The 14920-nt window shown below is 38.7% G+C and carries 18 protein-coding genes; 7 read left to right on the forward strand and 11 right to left on the reverse strand.

Annotated elements, in window-relative coordinates:
• Nucleotides 1-37 precede the first annotated feature (37 nt).
• The 5 genes from OC457_RS07855 to OC457_RS07875 are packed head-to-tail and all read right to left on the reverse strand — an operon-like array spanning nucleotide 38 to nucleotide 3125.
• The gene (locus OC457_RS07855; protein WP_080176588.1) at nucleotides 38-631 is read right to left on the reverse strand and encodes a hypothetical protein; all 594 of its coding nucleotides are present in this window, start codon (nucleotides 629-631) and stop codon (nucleotides 38-40) included.
• The gene (locus tag OC457_RS07860) at nucleotides 628-1353 is read right to left on the reverse strand and encodes an ATP-binding protein (protein WP_262054054.1); all 726 of its coding nucleotides are present in this window, start codon (nucleotides 1351-1353) and stop codon (nucleotides 628-630) included. The genes OC457_RS07855 and OC457_RS07860 overlap by 4 nt, the downstream gene beginning before the upstream one ends.
• Nucleotides 1350-2228 carry a hypothetical protein gene (locus OC457_RS07865; RefSeq protein WP_262054055.1) on the reverse strand — a complete coding sequence of 293 codons (879 nt, stop codon included), beginning with the start codon at nucleotides 2226-2228 and terminating at the stop codon, nucleotides 1350-1352. The genes OC457_RS07860 and OC457_RS07865 overlap by 4 nt, the downstream gene beginning before the upstream one ends.
• Nucleotides 2229-2275: 47 nt before the next feature.
• On the reverse strand, nucleotides 2276-2845 hold the full coding sequence (locus OC457_RS07870) for a toxin YdaT family protein (RefSeq protein ID WP_060999128.1): 570 nt from the start codon (nucleotides 2843-2845) through the stop codon (nucleotides 2276-2278).
• 52 nt (nucleotides 2846-2897) lie between these two features.
• A complete protein-coding gene (locus tag OC457_RS07875) occupies nucleotides 2898-3125 on the reverse strand; it encodes a helix-turn-helix domain-containing protein (protein WP_060999130.1) in 228 nt (75 codons plus the stop codon).
• A gap of 101 nt (nucleotides 3126-3226) precedes the next feature.
• On the opposite strand from OC457_RS07875, the gene OC457_RS07880 reads away from it, so the two are divergent.
• The 5 genes from OC457_RS07880 to OC457_RS07900 all read left to right on the forward strand — a co-directional run bounded on the left by OC457_RS07880 (nucleotide 3227) and on the right by OC457_RS07900 (nucleotide 5877).
• Nucleotides 3227-3895: a LexA family protein gene (locus OC457_RS07880; RefSeq protein WP_080176250.1), complete on the forward strand. Its 669-nt coding sequence runs from the start codon at nucleotides 3227-3229 to the stop codon at nucleotides 3893-3895.
• Between the two features lie 165 nt (nucleotides 3896-4060).
• Nucleotides 4061-4261: a hypothetical protein gene (locus tag OC457_RS07885; RefSeq protein WP_060999134.1), complete on the forward strand. Its 201-nt coding sequence runs from the start codon at nucleotides 4061-4063 to the stop codon at nucleotides 4259-4261.
• A gap of 13 nt (nucleotides 4262-4274) precedes the next feature.
• A complete protein-coding gene (locus tag OC457_RS07890) occupies nucleotides 4275-4655 on the forward strand; it encodes a hypothetical protein (protein WP_080176249.1) in 381 nt (126 codons plus the stop codon).
• 2 nt (nucleotides 4656-4657) lie between these two features.
• Nucleotides 4658-4864 (forward strand): DUF4224 domain-containing protein, encoded by a 207-nt coding sequence (locus tag OC457_RS07895; protein WP_080176248.1) that lies wholly within the window; start codon nucleotides 4658-4660, stop codon nucleotides 4862-4864.
• Nucleotides 4861-5877, forward strand: a complete 1017-nt coding sequence (locus OC457_RS07900; protein ID WP_080176247.1) for a tyrosine-type recombinase/integrase — start codon at nucleotides 4861-4863, stop codon at nucleotides 5875-5877. The genes OC457_RS07895 and OC457_RS07900 overlap by 4 nt, the downstream gene beginning before the upstream one ends.
• A gap of 170 nt (nucleotides 5878-6047) precedes the next feature.
• Here the strand turns inward: OC457_RS07900 and OC457_RS07905 are convergent, their stop codons facing one another.
• From OC457_RS07905 to OC457_RS07930, 6 genes are all read right to left on the reverse strand, one after another.
• Nucleotides 6048-7235 carry a DUF3800 domain-containing protein gene (locus OC457_RS07905; protein WP_080176246.1) on the reverse strand — a complete coding sequence of 396 codons (1188 nt, stop codon included), beginning with the start codon at nucleotides 7233-7235 and terminating at the stop codon, nucleotides 6048-6050.
• A 676-nt stretch (nucleotides 7236-7911) separates the two neighbouring features.
• Nucleotides 7912-8367, reverse strand: a complete 456-nt coding sequence (locus tag OC457_RS07910; protein ID WP_080176245.1) for a YaiI/YqxD family protein — start codon at nucleotides 8365-8367, stop codon at nucleotides 7912-7914.
• Nucleotides 8368-8492: 125 nt separating this feature from the next.
• Nucleotides 8493-10088, reverse strand: coding sequence for an ABC-F family ATPase (locus OC457_RS07915; RefSeq protein ID WP_080176255.1), 1596 nt, complete (start codon nucleotides 10086-10088; stop codon nucleotides 8493-8495).
• A 145-nt stretch (nucleotides 10089-10233) separates the two neighbouring features.
• Entirely contained in the window at nucleotides 10234-10710 is a 477-nt protein-coding gene (locus OC457_RS07920) for a VF530 family protein (RefSeq protein ID WP_080176244.1), read from the reverse strand.
• A gap of 145 nt (nucleotides 10711-10855) precedes the next feature.
• Entirely contained in the window at nucleotides 10856-11887 is a 1032-nt protein-coding gene (tdh, locus tag OC457_RS07925) for an L-threonine 3-dehydrogenase (RefSeq protein WP_080176254.1), read from the reverse strand.
• 102 nt (nucleotides 11888-11989) lie between these two features.
• Nucleotides 11990-13183 carry a glycine C-acetyltransferase gene (locus OC457_RS07930; protein WP_080176243.1) on the reverse strand — a complete coding sequence of 398 codons (1194 nt, stop codon included), beginning with the start codon at nucleotides 13181-13183 and terminating at the stop codon, nucleotides 11990-11992.
• A gap of 290 nt (nucleotides 13184-13473) precedes the next feature.
• Between OC457_RS07930 and OC457_RS07935 the strand changes: the two genes are divergently transcribed.
• Entirely contained in the window at nucleotides 13474-14385 is a 912-nt protein-coding gene (locus OC457_RS07935) for a LysR family transcriptional regulator (protein WP_080176242.1), read from the forward strand.
• A gap of 195 nt (nucleotides 14386-14580) precedes the next feature.
• The gene (locus OC457_RS07940) at nucleotides 14581-14868 is read left to right on the forward strand and encodes a hypothetical protein (RefSeq protein WP_080176241.1); all 288 of its coding nucleotides are present in this window, start codon (nucleotides 14581-14583) and stop codon (nucleotides 14866-14868) included.
• The last annotated feature ends 52 nt before the right edge of the window (nucleotides 14869-14920 follow it).

The following is a 14920-nucleotide window of genomic DNA, read 5'->3' on the forward strand; positions in this document are numbered from 1 at the left end:
ATAGAATAGAATAGAGAGGTTAACATCCTCTCTATTTTTAATTTAGAAATCCATTTACTATAATTTCTTTTTTTATTTGCTTATCAATATTTGATACTGCTACTTCTCTATTGAAATAAAGCCAATCAATTAATTTATTTAACACGTTATTATATTGTTTAAATCGACTATAAGTCACAGGCAGAACTTGAGCAAAGTAAGCAAACCTAGTTTCCTGAGTCCATTCAATTCGTCCATTTTTACAGCACTGACAATTACGTTGATGATTACACTTTGAAAGCACTTTGCCTGAACCATTGCACTCTGGACACACTTGGCCATTCTGTTGAGTCGCTTCAGCAATCGCAGTCGCACATAACGCTGTTAATGCCTTTTCAGGGTAAACACCACGCCAATCTTCCATTAATCGTAATGTTTCACCTCTGGTCGCTATTTGCAGTTGTTTAAGTGCATGAACATCTCTTAGCCCTTCAACAAACAGTACCAACCACCCTACTGGCGATTCATGCCAACATAACCCCACTACCGCCAATTGTTCTTCTGCCGACAATAACGCTTTACCACCACCAGACTGAGGATCATAGTTGATTCCTTTAATCGCAAATTTACTCAACAGGGTTTCGATTCTCATGCTGGTTGTGTTCCTTTGTTAATTCTAAAACTTGACCAATTAAACGTTACCCACTTACCGTCTTCCATAATGCGGTCGACAGCTGCGCGGCCTAAAGTTGTTATAAGTTCATCACTCTGAAGGTTGGTAATCACCCCTGTTGGCTTTTCTAGGGTATAACGTTCATCAATGATGCGGTTTATCATTACTCGCTCGTTATTGCTGTTGTGCTGAACGCCCAATTCATCTATCACCAGCAAATCGACATTACTCAGAAAACGAATCAGTGCTGTTTCACTGGTTACTGAGTCTTGACGGTAAGTATCACGAAATTTAAGCATCAATTCGGCAACGGTGATCACTACCACTGATCGGCGTTGCTGAAGTGCTTGATTGGCAATCGCACACGCTAAGTGGTTTTTACCTGTGCCTGATGTACCTGCAAAGATGAAACCACCACACGCACGATCATTCAGTAAATTATCGACAAACGTTTTTGACTCATTGAACGCATGTTGCTGCCCTGCATTCTGAATCACGAAGTTATCAAAGCTACAGTGTTGGTGACGCTTCTTGATACCTGAGCGCCCTAATGCTTTTGACACTCGCGTTTGTTGATTTTGCTCATAAAGATTCTTAGCGACCACATCGGCTTCACGCTGACGGATGGCTTGCATTTGCTCGTAAGTGTATGGCTTCACATGGGCTGGCATGGTTTGCGCTAAACGTTGCATGATGTTCATCGATAATCCTCCGGTGGACCATATTTGCCATCGCTGGCACCCATTCGCTGTGTGGCTGAGATTTGTTTGTTAGTACGCTCTGCTGCCCACTTGTTGGCATTGCGCATGCCGTTACGCCAAGCCGCTACCCAATCTAAATATTTACAATCACGGGCTTTCATCGCATCCTCCCACTGACACGTTGCCGCTTGTGCATCCAGTGTGAAACCTTGTGCTGAGTACCATTGCTGCATTGACTCGGTGATAGTGAAATCATCTGCCAGTTCAGTTTTCAATTTACGCTGAACACGAACAGGCTTGGTGTTACGTTCCTGTGGTGCTGGTTGTGATCGCTCTGTGATTTGAGAATCTTGATAAGCATCCTCGCAAGGGACTACAGGGTTATTGATCTGTTTTATCGGATCTGTATTGGATCTGTTAATGGATTCGGTAATTTTCCCGTTTCCTAGGTTTCGGTGAGATCCCCGAATGGATTCGGTAATATTCCCGTTTCCATTCGGTAAATTTACCGAATCGGAATGTTGGCTAAAAAAGATGATTTCCATTAGCTTTGATTCATTGAATTTGTAGTGCACAGTCGGTACACCGTTTGCCTTCTTACGGGCTGTTTCTAGGCAATCATTTAAGCGTGTTTTTAGTTTCTTCAATGCATAGCGAACTTGATCCACAGAGAAGCCTAATTCATCCGCTAATTGTTCATGACGCTTATAGAACCAACCATCTGTTCTAGTGGTACGGCCTGACCAAAACACGAGCTGAGACAGCACTGCGGCTTGGTTTAAATCACCGTTACAAAAACGAATGTAAACACGCGGAATACTGATATTAGCTTCATTACCTGATAGCTCACGTATTGCGTTAAATAACCCAGCCATACTGCCCCCGTACCTGTATTGATGTAATGTTGATAACTTGATAACACTTATTCATGGCTGCCAACCTTGTGGTTTTTAGCTGTCATTAAGGTTTCTAAATAACCCAGTAAAGGTTTATGAGATCCTTCACTTTCTTGTACTTCACGGTAAGCAGCACGAAGTTGTTCTACGGTGGCGTTATCAGGTAGCAACAATAACGATGACAATGCTTCGGATGACTCTTTGTTAAACATCGCCAGTAGCTGATCACGTTTAGGTGTTTCACTCCCCGTTCCTATTACTGCTACGGAAAACCCGAGTGGATTTAAAAACGCATTGAGCGCATCAGAAGCTCGTTGTTTAGGTAAGGCAACCAAAATAGCCGGTAACAAATCCATCATGGTGGCCTTAGCTTCAATACTGGTTCGTTCTAAGTAACGGAAAAAGTTTTGTTGGTTGTTCTTATCATCAGCCCCTACCGGTTTAAGCAATTGCTTTCGTTGGGCATCAACTTCAAACGGTAAATCCATATTGTGATATTGACGGGCAACTTTTTGAGCAATGAACTCTTTACTGACTTCAGTACGCCATCCCTCAACAGCGTTACGCATAACGCTTTTTAGGCTCTGAATTGACATGCGGGTTTTCCTTAACTGTATAAATAACCAGAAGATGGACAATCATCTATAATCAGATTGTTTCGTTACTATTTTGTTTAGGGTTAGGAAATACTTGCTCAAAGGTGCAATTGGCACCTAACTCATTGAGTGCATTCACGATCATCCAACATGTTTTTAGGTTGGGTTTTCTAATTGATGCTTCAAAATTAGAGATTCGAGATGGACCGCTATCTAATTTTCCAGCGAGTTCCGCTTGAGAAATATTAAGCAGTTTCCGTTGCTGTGCGATTTGATTCATTAAAGCTCCTTGGTTACCGTCAAGATACACATTTCGTGAATTATTATCAACTCAAGAATCACAAATTGTGTGTTATTTAATTTCACGCTTCGTGATATTTTATGAATATGGATAAAAAGACTGAAGTAGGACTGCGTTTAAAGCAGCTCCGTATAAAACAAGGCATTAGCCAAAAAGACCTAGCCGAACTTTGTGGTTGGGGACCTTCGCGTATCAGTAACTATGAGTCTGGATTAAGAAGTATTAATTTAGATGATGCTGACATGCTGGCTAAACATTTAAGCATTAAGCCCTATCAGATTTTATTTGATGATGATGAGCTAACCAGTTTTGCCAATGTCACCACTATTGATATCCAACCAAACTATAAACAAACTTTCCCTGTTTTAAGTTCAATTCAAGCTGGTGCATGGACAGAAGCGTGTGAGCCTTACTTGAAAGATGAAATAAGCGAATGGTACGGTACTACTGAGCGCACAAGCCCTAATTGTTTCTGGCTTCGTGTTCATGGTGATTCAATGACATCATCAAGTGGTATTAGTTTTCCAGAAGAAACATTGGTTCTTGTTGATGCTGAACGAGAGGCTCAAAACGGATCATTGGTTGTGGCTAAATTAACTGATGTGAATGAAGCCACGTTCAAAAAATTGGTTATCGATGCAGGCCAACGATTCTTAAAACCGCTAAACCCGCAATACCCTACTTTACCCATTAACGGTAATTGCAAAATTATCGGGGTTGTTATTGATGCCAAACTAAAACTGTTTTGATCAGTAACACATAAACATGAACCGCCTTCCTGGCGGTTTTTTTATGCCTAAATTTTAAATACACGATTTGTGTTGACATGGTAAACACGTTTTGTGTATCTTTGTGGAACACAAAACGTGAATTAAATACTTATCATAGCTTCATAATACAAGGATGAATGATCAATGTGTTCTCATTTCGATACTGCTCAAGGGGCAGTAAAACTCATTAAATCACGTAATAGTGATTGGCAAGAATGCTGGGAACTGTTGATCATTCCAAATCCAACAACTGGTTGGGGTGTCTCAAAATCTTATCCACTTGAAACTGACATCACCCAAGAACTTGTCGAGCAATTTGCTCATGAAGCTATTCACTTTCTATAATGTATCTCGGTTTATGACTACTAATGATAAAAAACGTGAACAAGCACGTAAACGCGCTCAACGTTTAAGAGATAAACGCAAAACCAATGGCGTGACCAGTTTTCCTCTTCCATTAAATAATATGGAAATCGAACGGCTAAATGAGATCTGTAAATTCTTCTCTTATCCCAATACACCTTGTGATAACACAGAAGCATTACAACTAATGATCCATCGTATTCATGGTGAGATGGAACAAATCAAACAATCACTAGGTACTTGCCAACATTGTGGTGAGTCATTACCAGAAGGATGTGCAAAATTAAAGGCGGGAGGCTTATTTAAAGGTGATGCCCGTTGCTGGCACACCATGAATCGGGTTCGTCTTTCTCAACCATCAAATAAAAGGATTTAATCATGCAGAATCTAATCATTACCTCTCCTGAACTAGTAGAGCTAACGGGTTATAGTCGTGCCGCTGATCAAGCTTCTTGTTTAAGAAACCACGGTATCTTTTATGTTGAAGGGAAAGATGGTCGTATAAGAACAACCTGGTATCACATTAACCATCCAGCTTCACACAGTAATAATAATGATGGCTTTAACTTAGAGGCATTAGCATGAGAGAACGTAATAACAAAGGCGATCGTAAACTGCCACCTCGTGTCTATGCTCATGGTAAAAAATACCGTTGGCACCCTAAATCAGGTGGTTCGATTGCTATATGCCCTATTGAATCCCCTTTATCACTAGTATGGCTTGAGTACGAAAAGCTAATTAATAAACATAGGAGAAATGTCGCTGAATTATTTCATGAATATTTTGATTCACCGCAATTTAAAGCACTTGCACCATCAACACAGCGTTCTAATTTGGCACGAGTACCAATATTAATAAAAGTGTTTGGTAACATGAATCCTAACGCTTTATTACCTAAACATATTCGTGCATTTATGGATAAACGTGGTGAACATTCAATATCAACGGCAAATAATGACTTTTCATTGCTTTCTAAAGTTATGCAGTGGTCATATGAACGTGGCAAGATAAATAAAAATCCATGTCGTGGCGTGAAAAAGTTTTCAGCTAATCAACGAGATCGCTATATTACAGATGAAGAATATCTTGCTGTTTACCAATGCGCTAATACCATCACCAAAGTTGCAATGGAGTTGGCCTATTTATGTGCGGCTCGTAAAGGTGACATATTAAAACTTGAATACTCGCATTTATTAGAAGATGGTATTTTCATTACTCAGTCTAAAACTGGCAAGAAACAAATCAAGATGTGGTCACCACGTTTACGTGAAGCAATCGCCCTATCGGAAACGTTAGCTGAAAAACAAACTAACTTTGTGCTTCGTCGGCCTAATGGCCAAAAGGTTCACGATCGTTCGCTACAAGATTATTGGCAGGCAGCAAAAAAGAAAGCGGCTTTAGAATATGGCATCAATACTGATTTCACATTCCATGATTTAAAAGCCAAAGGTATTTCAGATTACGAAGGAACAATGGCAGATAAACAACGGTTCTCTGGCCATAAAGAATTTGCTCAAGTTAATACCTATGATCGTAAAGTAGATATGGTGCCACCACTCAATCTAAAAAGTATTAATCAACCAAAGAGTGATCAATAGCAAAAAGCCCTCCAACTTGAAGTGAGGGCTTTTTGTATGGTAGGTATTAGAAATACCTACAAATAACACTCGACTTTTGTCAATACCAACCTTCATGATATTCGCAATATTTACCTATATAAGTTGGCTTGTTTATGTTCAATACTTTTTTAAGTTCTAGGATAATTTAATTAACGTGTTAGCAGCTGCTCATCAAAACCATCAATACTGAAGCCTAGACTTGCGATAGCAATGTTCACATTTACAGCCATATTTAAAATATCAAACAGTTTATCATTGTGTGTTTTCGGCAAGACAAAATTCACTCCAGCTTTAAAATAAAGACTTGCCAACGTTCGAAGTAGTATAGATTGTTCTTTTTCAGTCAAGCTATTCTCATCACGTATTAAATATGGGACTGCCTTATTTATGAATCCAGCATAGAGATCTGCCACTTGCAGCCCAATTGCTTCTTTATCATCTTTAAACTCCAAATTCGATTGGTTTGTGAAATTAAAGTTTGTATATTTAAATGCAGAAGGATTATCAACTTTGGTATTTATAGCATTTTCATGATAATACTTTAAAATATCATCAAAATGAGATTGGTTATCATGAATTATAACTACATTTGATAAATCTTGGTCAACAAGATAATTTAACCTTGCATGAATATTAGAGAACGAGCCTATATATGGTAAAATTGCTAATACTTCTCCTCTTTTATTTAAGTCAGGTAAAGGAAAGAAATAGGTGTACGCCTCTCTATCTAGATTACTTTTTTGTTTAAATTGATAAAAATCATCTAAAGACTCCTCAATTCCCATAAAAATAGTATTTGCTAATGGATCTTTAGCCATTTTAGCTATATTAAGTAAATCATCAAATAAACCTTTTAAAGACTCTTCTGATGCTACTCTAGATGCATTTGTGAATTTTATAAAAAACTCTTCTGGTACATAGTCATAAACCCATTGACTAAGTTCCAAATGCATCAATTTAGCTTGCTCTGGTTCCATTTTAGGTTGAAAATACGGAGGATTTATAAGACAATTTACTATATTGGTCGAAACTATATATTTTTTATCCACAATTTCGATAATAAAATCACTTTCTTCTATGTATTTTGTTAGTTCAAGCATGAAGCCTATTTTTTTGCCAAACAACCCCTTAATTTTAGAAAATTTTAATTCTTTTGACTGAATTTTATATTTTTGCTTTAATTTTTCTATATATTCAAACAAGGCACTTAACTTTGAAGTCTCTAAACCTATGCAAGCTAATGTAAAATACTCTTGGGAGCTAAAATTCGTATTTCCCTCTGTTATTAACAAATCACCTGTATTACCACTTTCATCAATATAATATTTTTTATGCATAATTCTTTTTATTAAGATTCAGCGTACTGAAACCCACTCCTCCATAATACAAAAAACTCATATTACCTTTATAGACAATATGTTATTCCTAAAATCCCACTAAGTAAATATAAATGGTTATAGTCAACTCAGCATTTGAATAAATCACCCGATGAGTTAACATCTAATGTTCTAAAACATTTTTTCTCAAATCATTCAAAATCATAAAAATTGATCGTAATAGATTACAAGTTATACTTCAGAAACTTAAATATAAATTGCGTAGAAAACTAATGTTTAACTATATCACTTCAACTTCATACAAGAGGAATAAATAAAATTAATCAAACTCACGTTAATAAAATATGAATGAGTATTAGGTCTAACCCATAACGGGTCAAAAACTCGTTAGATTCATATTTCACATCATTGTGATCACCAAGCGATTCTGTCGCCCCCTAACTACCAAGTCTATATAGTCACATTTCTAAAAACCATAATGCTTCATATTAAATTCATTTATTTTAAATAATTATGCATGTTCATTTTCTGAAAAAACTCAAAATAATCATTTATATTAGCAATTCATATTAGCAAAACGTTAGCAATTGGGATTTAGCAGGAAAATAAGAAGAAATGTGAATAACGCAGAAGGGAGAAAAGGAGGTAAAACAGCGTTCACCTCCATAGTTATAACTTATTGTATCTTATGGTTTTTAGCTAAGAAAGCATCAAGTTTATTAGCGAAGTTTTGGCGATCAGCTTGCGTCAATGCAGATGGCCCACCAGTCTGAATTCCACTACTCCGCATGGTTTCCATAAAATCACGCATTTGTAGGCGTTGTTTGATGGTATCTTTAGTATAAAGCTCGCCGCGTGGGTTTAATGCGTGTGCACCTTTGGTAATAAGCTCATCAGCTAATGGAATATCAGCCGTGATCACTAAATCGCCTACTTCTGCTTGCTGCACGATATAATTATCTGCAACATCAAAGCCTTGCTCTACTTGAATCGAGCGTAAAAATGGTGATGGTGGTGTACGGATATATTGATTCGCCACCAGCGTTACACTTATTTTAGCGCGATCTGCTGCGCGAAAAAGAATCTCTTTTACAACGTTTGGACATGCATCTGCATCAACCCAAATTTTCATAGATTTCCCTTAAATATTGAGATTACGTGAATAAACACGTTAAATTTATCTATAAAAAAACCGCCCTTAATAAAGGCGGCTTTTATTTAATTCTTTGGCTTAGGCCGCTTGATTAATAGTGAAACTTAACCAATTAGCGCTTTCTTAGCAATGTACTCATCGTAAGTGCCGTGGAAGTCTTCTACGCCATCTTTAGTGATCTCAATGATGCGTGTTGCAACAGAAGTTACAAATTGACGGTCATGAGATACGAACATTAATGTACCTTTGAAGTTCTCTAACGCAAGGTTAAGTGCTTCAATAGATTCCATGTCCATGTGGTTTGTTGGTTCATCCATTAGTAGGATGTTAGGACGTTGCATGATTAGCTTACCAAACAGCATACGGCCTTGCTCACCACCAGAAATCACTTTAACTGATTTCTTAATGTCGTTTTGTGAGAACAGCATACGACCAAGAATACCACGAACAACTTGCTCGTCATCGCCTTCTTTCTTCCACTGACCCATCCACTCTAGTAGTGTAATGTCTTCAGCGAAATCAGCACTGTGATCCTGTGCGTAGAAACCGATATTGTTATTTTCAGACCACTTAATCATACCTTCCATTGGGTCCATTTGGCCCGCTAGTGTATTTAGGAAAGTTGATTTACCGATACCGTTTTCACCGATGATCGCAATGCGCTCACCCACTTCTACCAATAGGTTAACACCATTGATAAGAATGTTATCGCCGTAGCCTTGTTTTAGACCTTCAACTTCAAGTGCGTTACGGAACAGTTCTTTTTCCTGATCGAAACGAATGAATGGCGATTGACGGCTAGATGCCTTAACTTCAGAAAGCTGGATCTTGTCTAATTGCTTTTGACGAGATGTTGCTTGCTTAGCTTTAGATGCGTTAGCAGAGAAACGGCTTACGAACGTTTGTAGTTCAGCCATCTGTGCTTTCTTCTTCGCATTATCAGCTTGAAGTTGATCACGAGATTGCTCTGCTGCGATCATGTATTCGTCGTAGTTACCAGGGAACAGACGCATTTCACCGTAATCTAGGTCAGCCATGTGAGTACATACGCTGTTTAAGAAGTGACGGTCGTGCGAGATGATGATCATTGTGCAGTTACGTGCAAGAAGGATCTGCTCAAGCCATGCAATTGTGTGAATGTCCAAGTTGTTCGTTGGTTCGTCAAGCAGCATAATGTCTGGATTAGCAAACAATACTTGAGCCAAAAGAACACGTACTTTAAGACCTGGAGCAACGGCGCTCATTAGACCAAAGTGTTGATCTTCAGAAATACCAAGACCTAAAAGAAGTTCGCCTGCACGTGCTTCTGCTGAGTAGCCGTCCATTTCTGCAAATTCAACTTCAAGATCAGCAACACGCATACCGTCGTCTTCAGACATATCAGGCATCGCGTAAATACGATCACGCTCTTCTTTCACAGTCCATAGTTCTTTATGGCCCATGATTACAGTGTCAATAACGCTGTAGTTTTCAAATGCAAATTGGTCCTGACCTAACTTAGCCATACGCTCGTTAGGATCAAGTGAAACAGTGCCACCAGATTGCTCTAGTTCGCCACCCAAGATTTTCATGAATGTCGATTTACCACAACCATTTGCGCCGATCAGGCCGTAACGGTTGCCACCACCAAATTTAACTGAGATGTTTTCAAATAATGGCTTATCGCCAAATTGCATTGTGATATTAGCTGTTGAAATCAATGTACTGTTTCCAAATTTTGTGAATATATCAAGCATTAAAAAAGCCGCTCAATATAGGCGACTTTTTCTCTAAATTGTTGTCTAGTATAGCAGCTTTCGTGACATACATCACCCTAAATTAGTGCTGCTATTTAGTAACTAATGATTAACGGCGAGAACGACCGCCGTTATTGCGGCCACCATTACGACCACTGTTAGAACGTTCTTTATGTGCTGATGCTGCTTTTGCTTGTGATAACAAAATAGACTCAACAGTAAGTTCCATTGGTGTTTTTGGTGTAATGCCGTGGGCGAAAGTACGCATACGTGGTGGCAATTCAAATTCAGCTGCAGATGCACGAGGCATACGCTTAAAACGAGACAGATAAAATGCCTCTACTTTTTCACGTGCCCACTCTGTCTTTTTCAGATACTTAACACTACTTGCAATTGAAGGTTTGGTATTGAAACAATTCATACGCATTGCAGTATCAAGAATTTCCCAACCATAATGCTCAACTAATTCCGTTATCATTTTCTCTAAACTAAGACCATGTAATGGATTGTTTTGCAGTAATTGCTGCTCTAACGTCAGTTCTTTTACTTTTTTTTCTGATTGTGGTTGTTGATCTAATTCTTGCATGTTAATTCCTAACAGAGACTCACTGAGTGGCGCGCATTATACTGATAATAGCAAAATAATCATTAATAAAAAAAGAGAATAAAAAAAGCGAGTACTACACTCGCTTAATAATAGATCTCGATTTATCGTTTAGAAAGCCAACGATTTATTCCCAATCAAGAATAACTTTACCTGACATGCCTGAACGCATAACGTCAAAGCCTTGCTGGAAATCGTCAATTTTATAATGGTGGGTAATAATTGGCGTTAGATCTAGACCCGATTGAATCAAACTTGCCATTTTGTACCACGTTTCAAACATTTCACGACCGTAGATACCTTTAATGATCAAACCCTTAAAGATTACCTGAGTCCAATCAATGCCCATATCTGATGGTGGAATGCCTAATAAAGCAATCTTACCGCCATGGTTCATGCTTGATAACATACTGTTAAATGCCATTGGATTACCTGACATTTCTAGACCGACATCAAAGCCCTCTTTCATGCCAAGTTCAGCCATCACATCAGTTAAGTTTTCATTAGCAACGTTAACCGCACGTGTTACGCCCATTTCGCGCGCAAGATTCAAACGGTATTCGTTAACATCAGTGATCACAACATGACGAGCACCAACATGTTTAGCCACAGCAGCTGCCATGATACCAATTGGACCAGCACCTGTGATCAATACATCTTCACCGACAAGATCAAAAGATAAAGCAGTATGAACGGCATTACCAAATGGGTCGAAAATCGATGCTAAATCATCTGAGATATCATCTGGAATTTTAAAAGCATTAAAAGCTGGAATAACTAAATATTCTGCAAATGCCCCTTCACGATTAACACCAACACCGACAGTATTACGGCATAAATGAGTACGGCCGCCACGACAGTTACGACAATGTCCACATGTGATATGACCTTCACCAGAAACACGATCACCAATGTTAAAACCACGTACTTCTTGACCAATGCCGACAACTTCGCCCACATATTCATGCCCTACAACCATAGGTACAGGAATCGTTTTTTGTGACCATTCATCCCAGTTGTAGATATGTACGTCAGTACCACAGATAGCTGTTTTCTTAATACGAATAAGTAGATCGTTATGCCCCATTTCAGGCTTATCTACTTCAGTCATCCAGATGCCTTCTTCAGGCTTTAACTTAGACAGAGCTTTGATTTTCATAACACTTAATTCCATAAAGCTAGAACCACCGTAACGGGCGTTCTATACAATGGCCTTAACTACAAAGAAAAGGCCGTGCCGATGTTAATAACGAAAAACGAATTAAATAATTGCCATCTCTTTACCCACTTCAATAAAGACATCAATCGCTTTATCAAGTTGTTCACGGGTATGTGCTGCTGACATTTGAGTACGAATACGTGCTTTACCGTTTGGTACAACTGGGAATGAGAATCCCACCACGTAAATACCTTTTGCTAGTGCGCGCTCTGCAAATTCTGCGGCTACTTTCGCATCACCCAACATAATTGGAATAATAGCGTGATCAGCGCCTGCCATAGTAAAGCCAGCGTCGGTCATACGAGTACGGAAATGCGCCGCATTGATCCATAGATTGTCGCGTAAATCACCACTTTCAGCCAATAGATCAATAACACGGTTTGATGCAGCAACAATTGCAGGTGCTACTGAGTTTGAGAACAAGTATGGGCGTGAACGCTGACGTAACCAATCGATCACTTCTTTCTTACCAGACGTGTAACCGCCTGATGCGCCACCCATTGCCTTGCCTAGTGTACCTGTAATGATGTCAATACGATCCATTACATTATGGTGCTCATGAGTACCACGACCATTTGCACCCATAAAGCCAACAGCGTGAGAGTCATCCACCATCACAAGTGCGCCATATTTCTCTGCTAAATCACAAATAGCAGGTAGATTAGCAACCACGCCATCCATTGAGAATACACCGTCAGTTACAATCAATGTATTACGTGCGCCAGCCTCTTTAGCTGCAATCAATTGTTGCTCAAGCTCTTCCATATTGTTATTTGAGTAACGGAATCGCATTGCTTTACATAAACGTACACCATCAATGATAGATGCGTGGTTTAGTGCATCAGAAATAATGGCATCTTCAGCACCAAGGATTGTTTCAAACAAACCGGTGTTAGCATCAAAACATGAGGTATAAAGAATGGTGTCTTCCATTCCTAGGAAATTTGATAATTTTTGCTCTAATTCTTTATGTGCATCTTGTGTACCACAAATAAAACGTACCGATGCCATACCAAAACCATGTTGATCCATGCCCGCTTTTGCAGCAGCAATCAATTCTGGATGATTAGCTAAACCCAAGTAATTATTTGCACAGAAGTTTAATACTTCTTCACCAGATTGAATCTTAACAGCAGCTTGTTGTGCCGAGGTAATAATACGCTCAGATTTGTACAACCCTTCAGCTTTAACATCTTCAATTTGTTGATTAATTTGCTTATAGAATGCAGAAGACATGTGTTCCTCACAGATTTATTGGATAGTAACTAGGCGCAATCGCTGATAAAACCTAAAAATTCTTTCTTCCTGACCGATGACACATTGCAATAGCAGCATTAAATATCGCAGTCTAGAAAGTGACTTTCCTTTTACACCTTTTTTATTTGGAAATCGCCAACTATTTGGTGCTTTTTATCAACACTTTGAACTAGAACCTAATTGGTCACTTTTCAGCATTCTAATTCAAACTCAACCACAGTATTATCCCATACCATGGAAAATGATTATTGACTCTCAGGCACAAATGAATGGAAACTAATAAGCTCATCGCACTAATGCCAGATCTGGCGGTATTTATTGTCGTCGTTGATGAAGGCAGCTATACCTCGGCCGCCAAAAAGCTCAATGTCACCCCTTCAGCATTAAGCAAACAGGTATCACGTTTAGAAGCAGCACTTTCTGTAAAATTATTAGAGCGTACCACTCGTACTCTGGTGATCAGTGAGTCTGGTAAACGCATTTATAGTCAATGTACTGCGATGTTTGATGCGGCTAAACAAGCAATTGAAATCTCCCATTCAGAACCAATTATTCCAGCAGGAATGATAACGGTAGCCGCACCAAAAGCATTTTTATCGATTGTTTTGCAGCCTTTGGTAACACCGTTTTTAACCCAATACCCTGATATTCAATTAAAGCTTAAAGCTCGTGATGGCGACATTGATATTATAAAAGAAGGGATCGATGTGGTGTTTAGGCTAACTGAAAAGCCCAGCGAAGATTTGGTATTAAAGCAAATAGGCAAAGTTGATCTAATGCTATGTGCTAGTCCTAAATACCTTGCACAACGAGGTACCCCAAAAACACCATTAGATCTTGTTGACCATGATTGTTTATATTTAGGGGAAACTAATACTGACAATATTTGGGATTTTGAACAGCAACATACACGACACCGCGTTACCGTAAGTGGTCGTTATGCAGTTAATCACTCTCAAATGCGACTTAATGGCGTAAAAGATAACTTAGGTATTGGTATTTTTCCTGATTTTGTCATCAAGGATGCTTTGCTTGACGGTACTGTTATTCAAGTGCTACCGACATGGACAATACGCGGTAATTATCACGGTGATATTGCACTTCAATATGCCCAAACTAAATTTATGCCTGCTCGGTTAAGAGCATTTATTGACTATGTAATAGCAAATTTTAACTTGTAAAGCATTGATTAATTGAGGAAATTTCATAAAATGTGCGTTTTTGTCACTTTTTGTTTTTTTTAATTCGTATTTTTGCCGTAACGCTAAAGTTATCATTTTCACTGCACTGATACACTTCATGCATAAAGGTCATCACAAAATAAAGGACAATCGGTCCTCTCAATGTATGCCTCCAATGCAAAAGGATCAGTGTTTATGCACTCAAAAATCATAGAAAATCATGATGAATTAATCCACTGGATGCGTTTAGTCGAGAATACATATGGTCGCTCAATTCTAACCGATACCGCTATTCACTTTGTTTCTGGCACTTATGATGATGGTACGACGGGGCATATGATTGAAATTTTCGATCTTGATGATGCAATGATTGCTAGTTCAGCAGTAAGCCATGAATTGGCAGCATTTGCGAATAAAATGAACAGTGTTGTTCAACAACAAGGTGCGAATAGTCTTACCGCTTCTCGCAGTGTAATGCATTAAAACAATTAGCTTAAATATTCCATCGCTACTTTATTTCTCGGTCACTTCTGAT

Origin of the sequence: Photobacterium toruni, from assembly GCF_024529955.1 — a bacterium.
Taxonomy (GTDB): Bacteria; Pseudomonadota; Gammaproteobacteria; order Enterobacterales; family Vibrionaceae; genus Photobacterium; species Photobacterium toruni.

Excerpts from the sequence above, each read along its gene's own strand:
- OC457_RS07875 (WP_060999130.1), bottom strand. The coding sequence starts at position 3,125 with ATGAATCAAATCGCACAGCAACGGAAACTGCTTAATATTTCTCAAGCG.
- OC457_RS07935 (WP_080176242.1), top strand. The coding sequence starts at position 13,474 with ATGGAAACTAATAAGCTCATCGCACTAATGCCAGATCTGGCGGTATTT.
- OC457_RS07865 (WP_262054055.1), bottom strand. The coding sequence starts at position 2,228 with ATGGCTGGGTTATTTAACGCAATACGTGAGCTATCAGGTAATGAAGCT.
- OC457_RS07910 (WP_080176245.1), bottom strand. The coding sequence starts at position 8,367 with ATGAAAATTTGGGTTGATGCAGATGCATGTCCAAACGTTGTAAAAGAG.
- OC457_RS07930 (WP_080176243.1), bottom strand. The coding sequence starts at position 13,183 with ATGTCTTCTGCATTCTATAAGCAAATTAATCAACAAATTGAAGATGTT.
- OC457_RS07905 (WP_080176246.1), bottom strand. The coding sequence starts at position 7,235 with ATGCATAAAAAATATTATATTGATGAAAGTGGTAATACAGGTGATTTG.
- tdh (WP_080176254.1), bottom strand. The coding sequence starts at position 11,887 with ATGAAAATCAAAGCTCTGTCTAAGTTAAAGCCTGAAGAAGGCATCTGG.
- OC457_RS07880 (WP_080176250.1), top strand. The coding sequence starts at position 3,227 with ATGAATATGGATAAAAAGACTGAAGTAGGACTGCGTTTAAAGCAGCTC.
- OC457_RS07895 (WP_080176248.1), top strand. The coding sequence starts at position 4,658 with ATGCAGAATCTAATCATTACCTCTCCTGAACTAGTAGAGCTAACGGGT.
- OC457_RS07920 (WP_080176244.1), bottom strand. The coding sequence starts at position 10,710 with ATGCAAGAATTAGATCAACAACCACAATCAGAAAAAAAAGTAAAAGAA.
- OC457_RS07890 (WP_080176249.1), top strand. The coding sequence starts at position 4,275 with ATGACTACTAATGATAAAAAACGTGAACAAGCACGTAAACGCGCTCAA.
- OC457_RS07900 (WP_080176247.1), top strand. The coding sequence starts at position 4,861 with ATGAGAGAACGTAATAACAAAGGCGATCGTAAACTGCCACCTCGTGTC.
- OC457_RS07885 (WP_060999134.1), top strand. The coding sequence starts at position 4,061 with ATGTGTTCTCATTTCGATACTGCTCAAGGGGCAGTAAAACTCATTAAA.
- OC457_RS07855 (WP_080176588.1), bottom strand. The coding sequence starts at position 631 with ATGAGAATCGAAACCCTGTTGAGTAAATTTGCGATTAAAGGAATCAAC.
- OC457_RS07870 (WP_060999128.1), bottom strand. The coding sequence starts at position 2,845 with ATGTCAATTCAGAGCCTAAAAAGCGTTATGCGTAACGCTGTTGAGGGA.
- OC457_RS07860 (WP_262054054.1), bottom strand. The coding sequence starts at position 1,353 with ATGAACATCATGCAACGTTTAGCGCAAACCATGCCAGCCCATGTGAAG.
- OC457_RS07940 (WP_080176241.1), top strand. The coding sequence starts at position 14,581 with ATGCACTCAAAAATCATAGAAAATCATGATGAATTAATCCACTGGATG.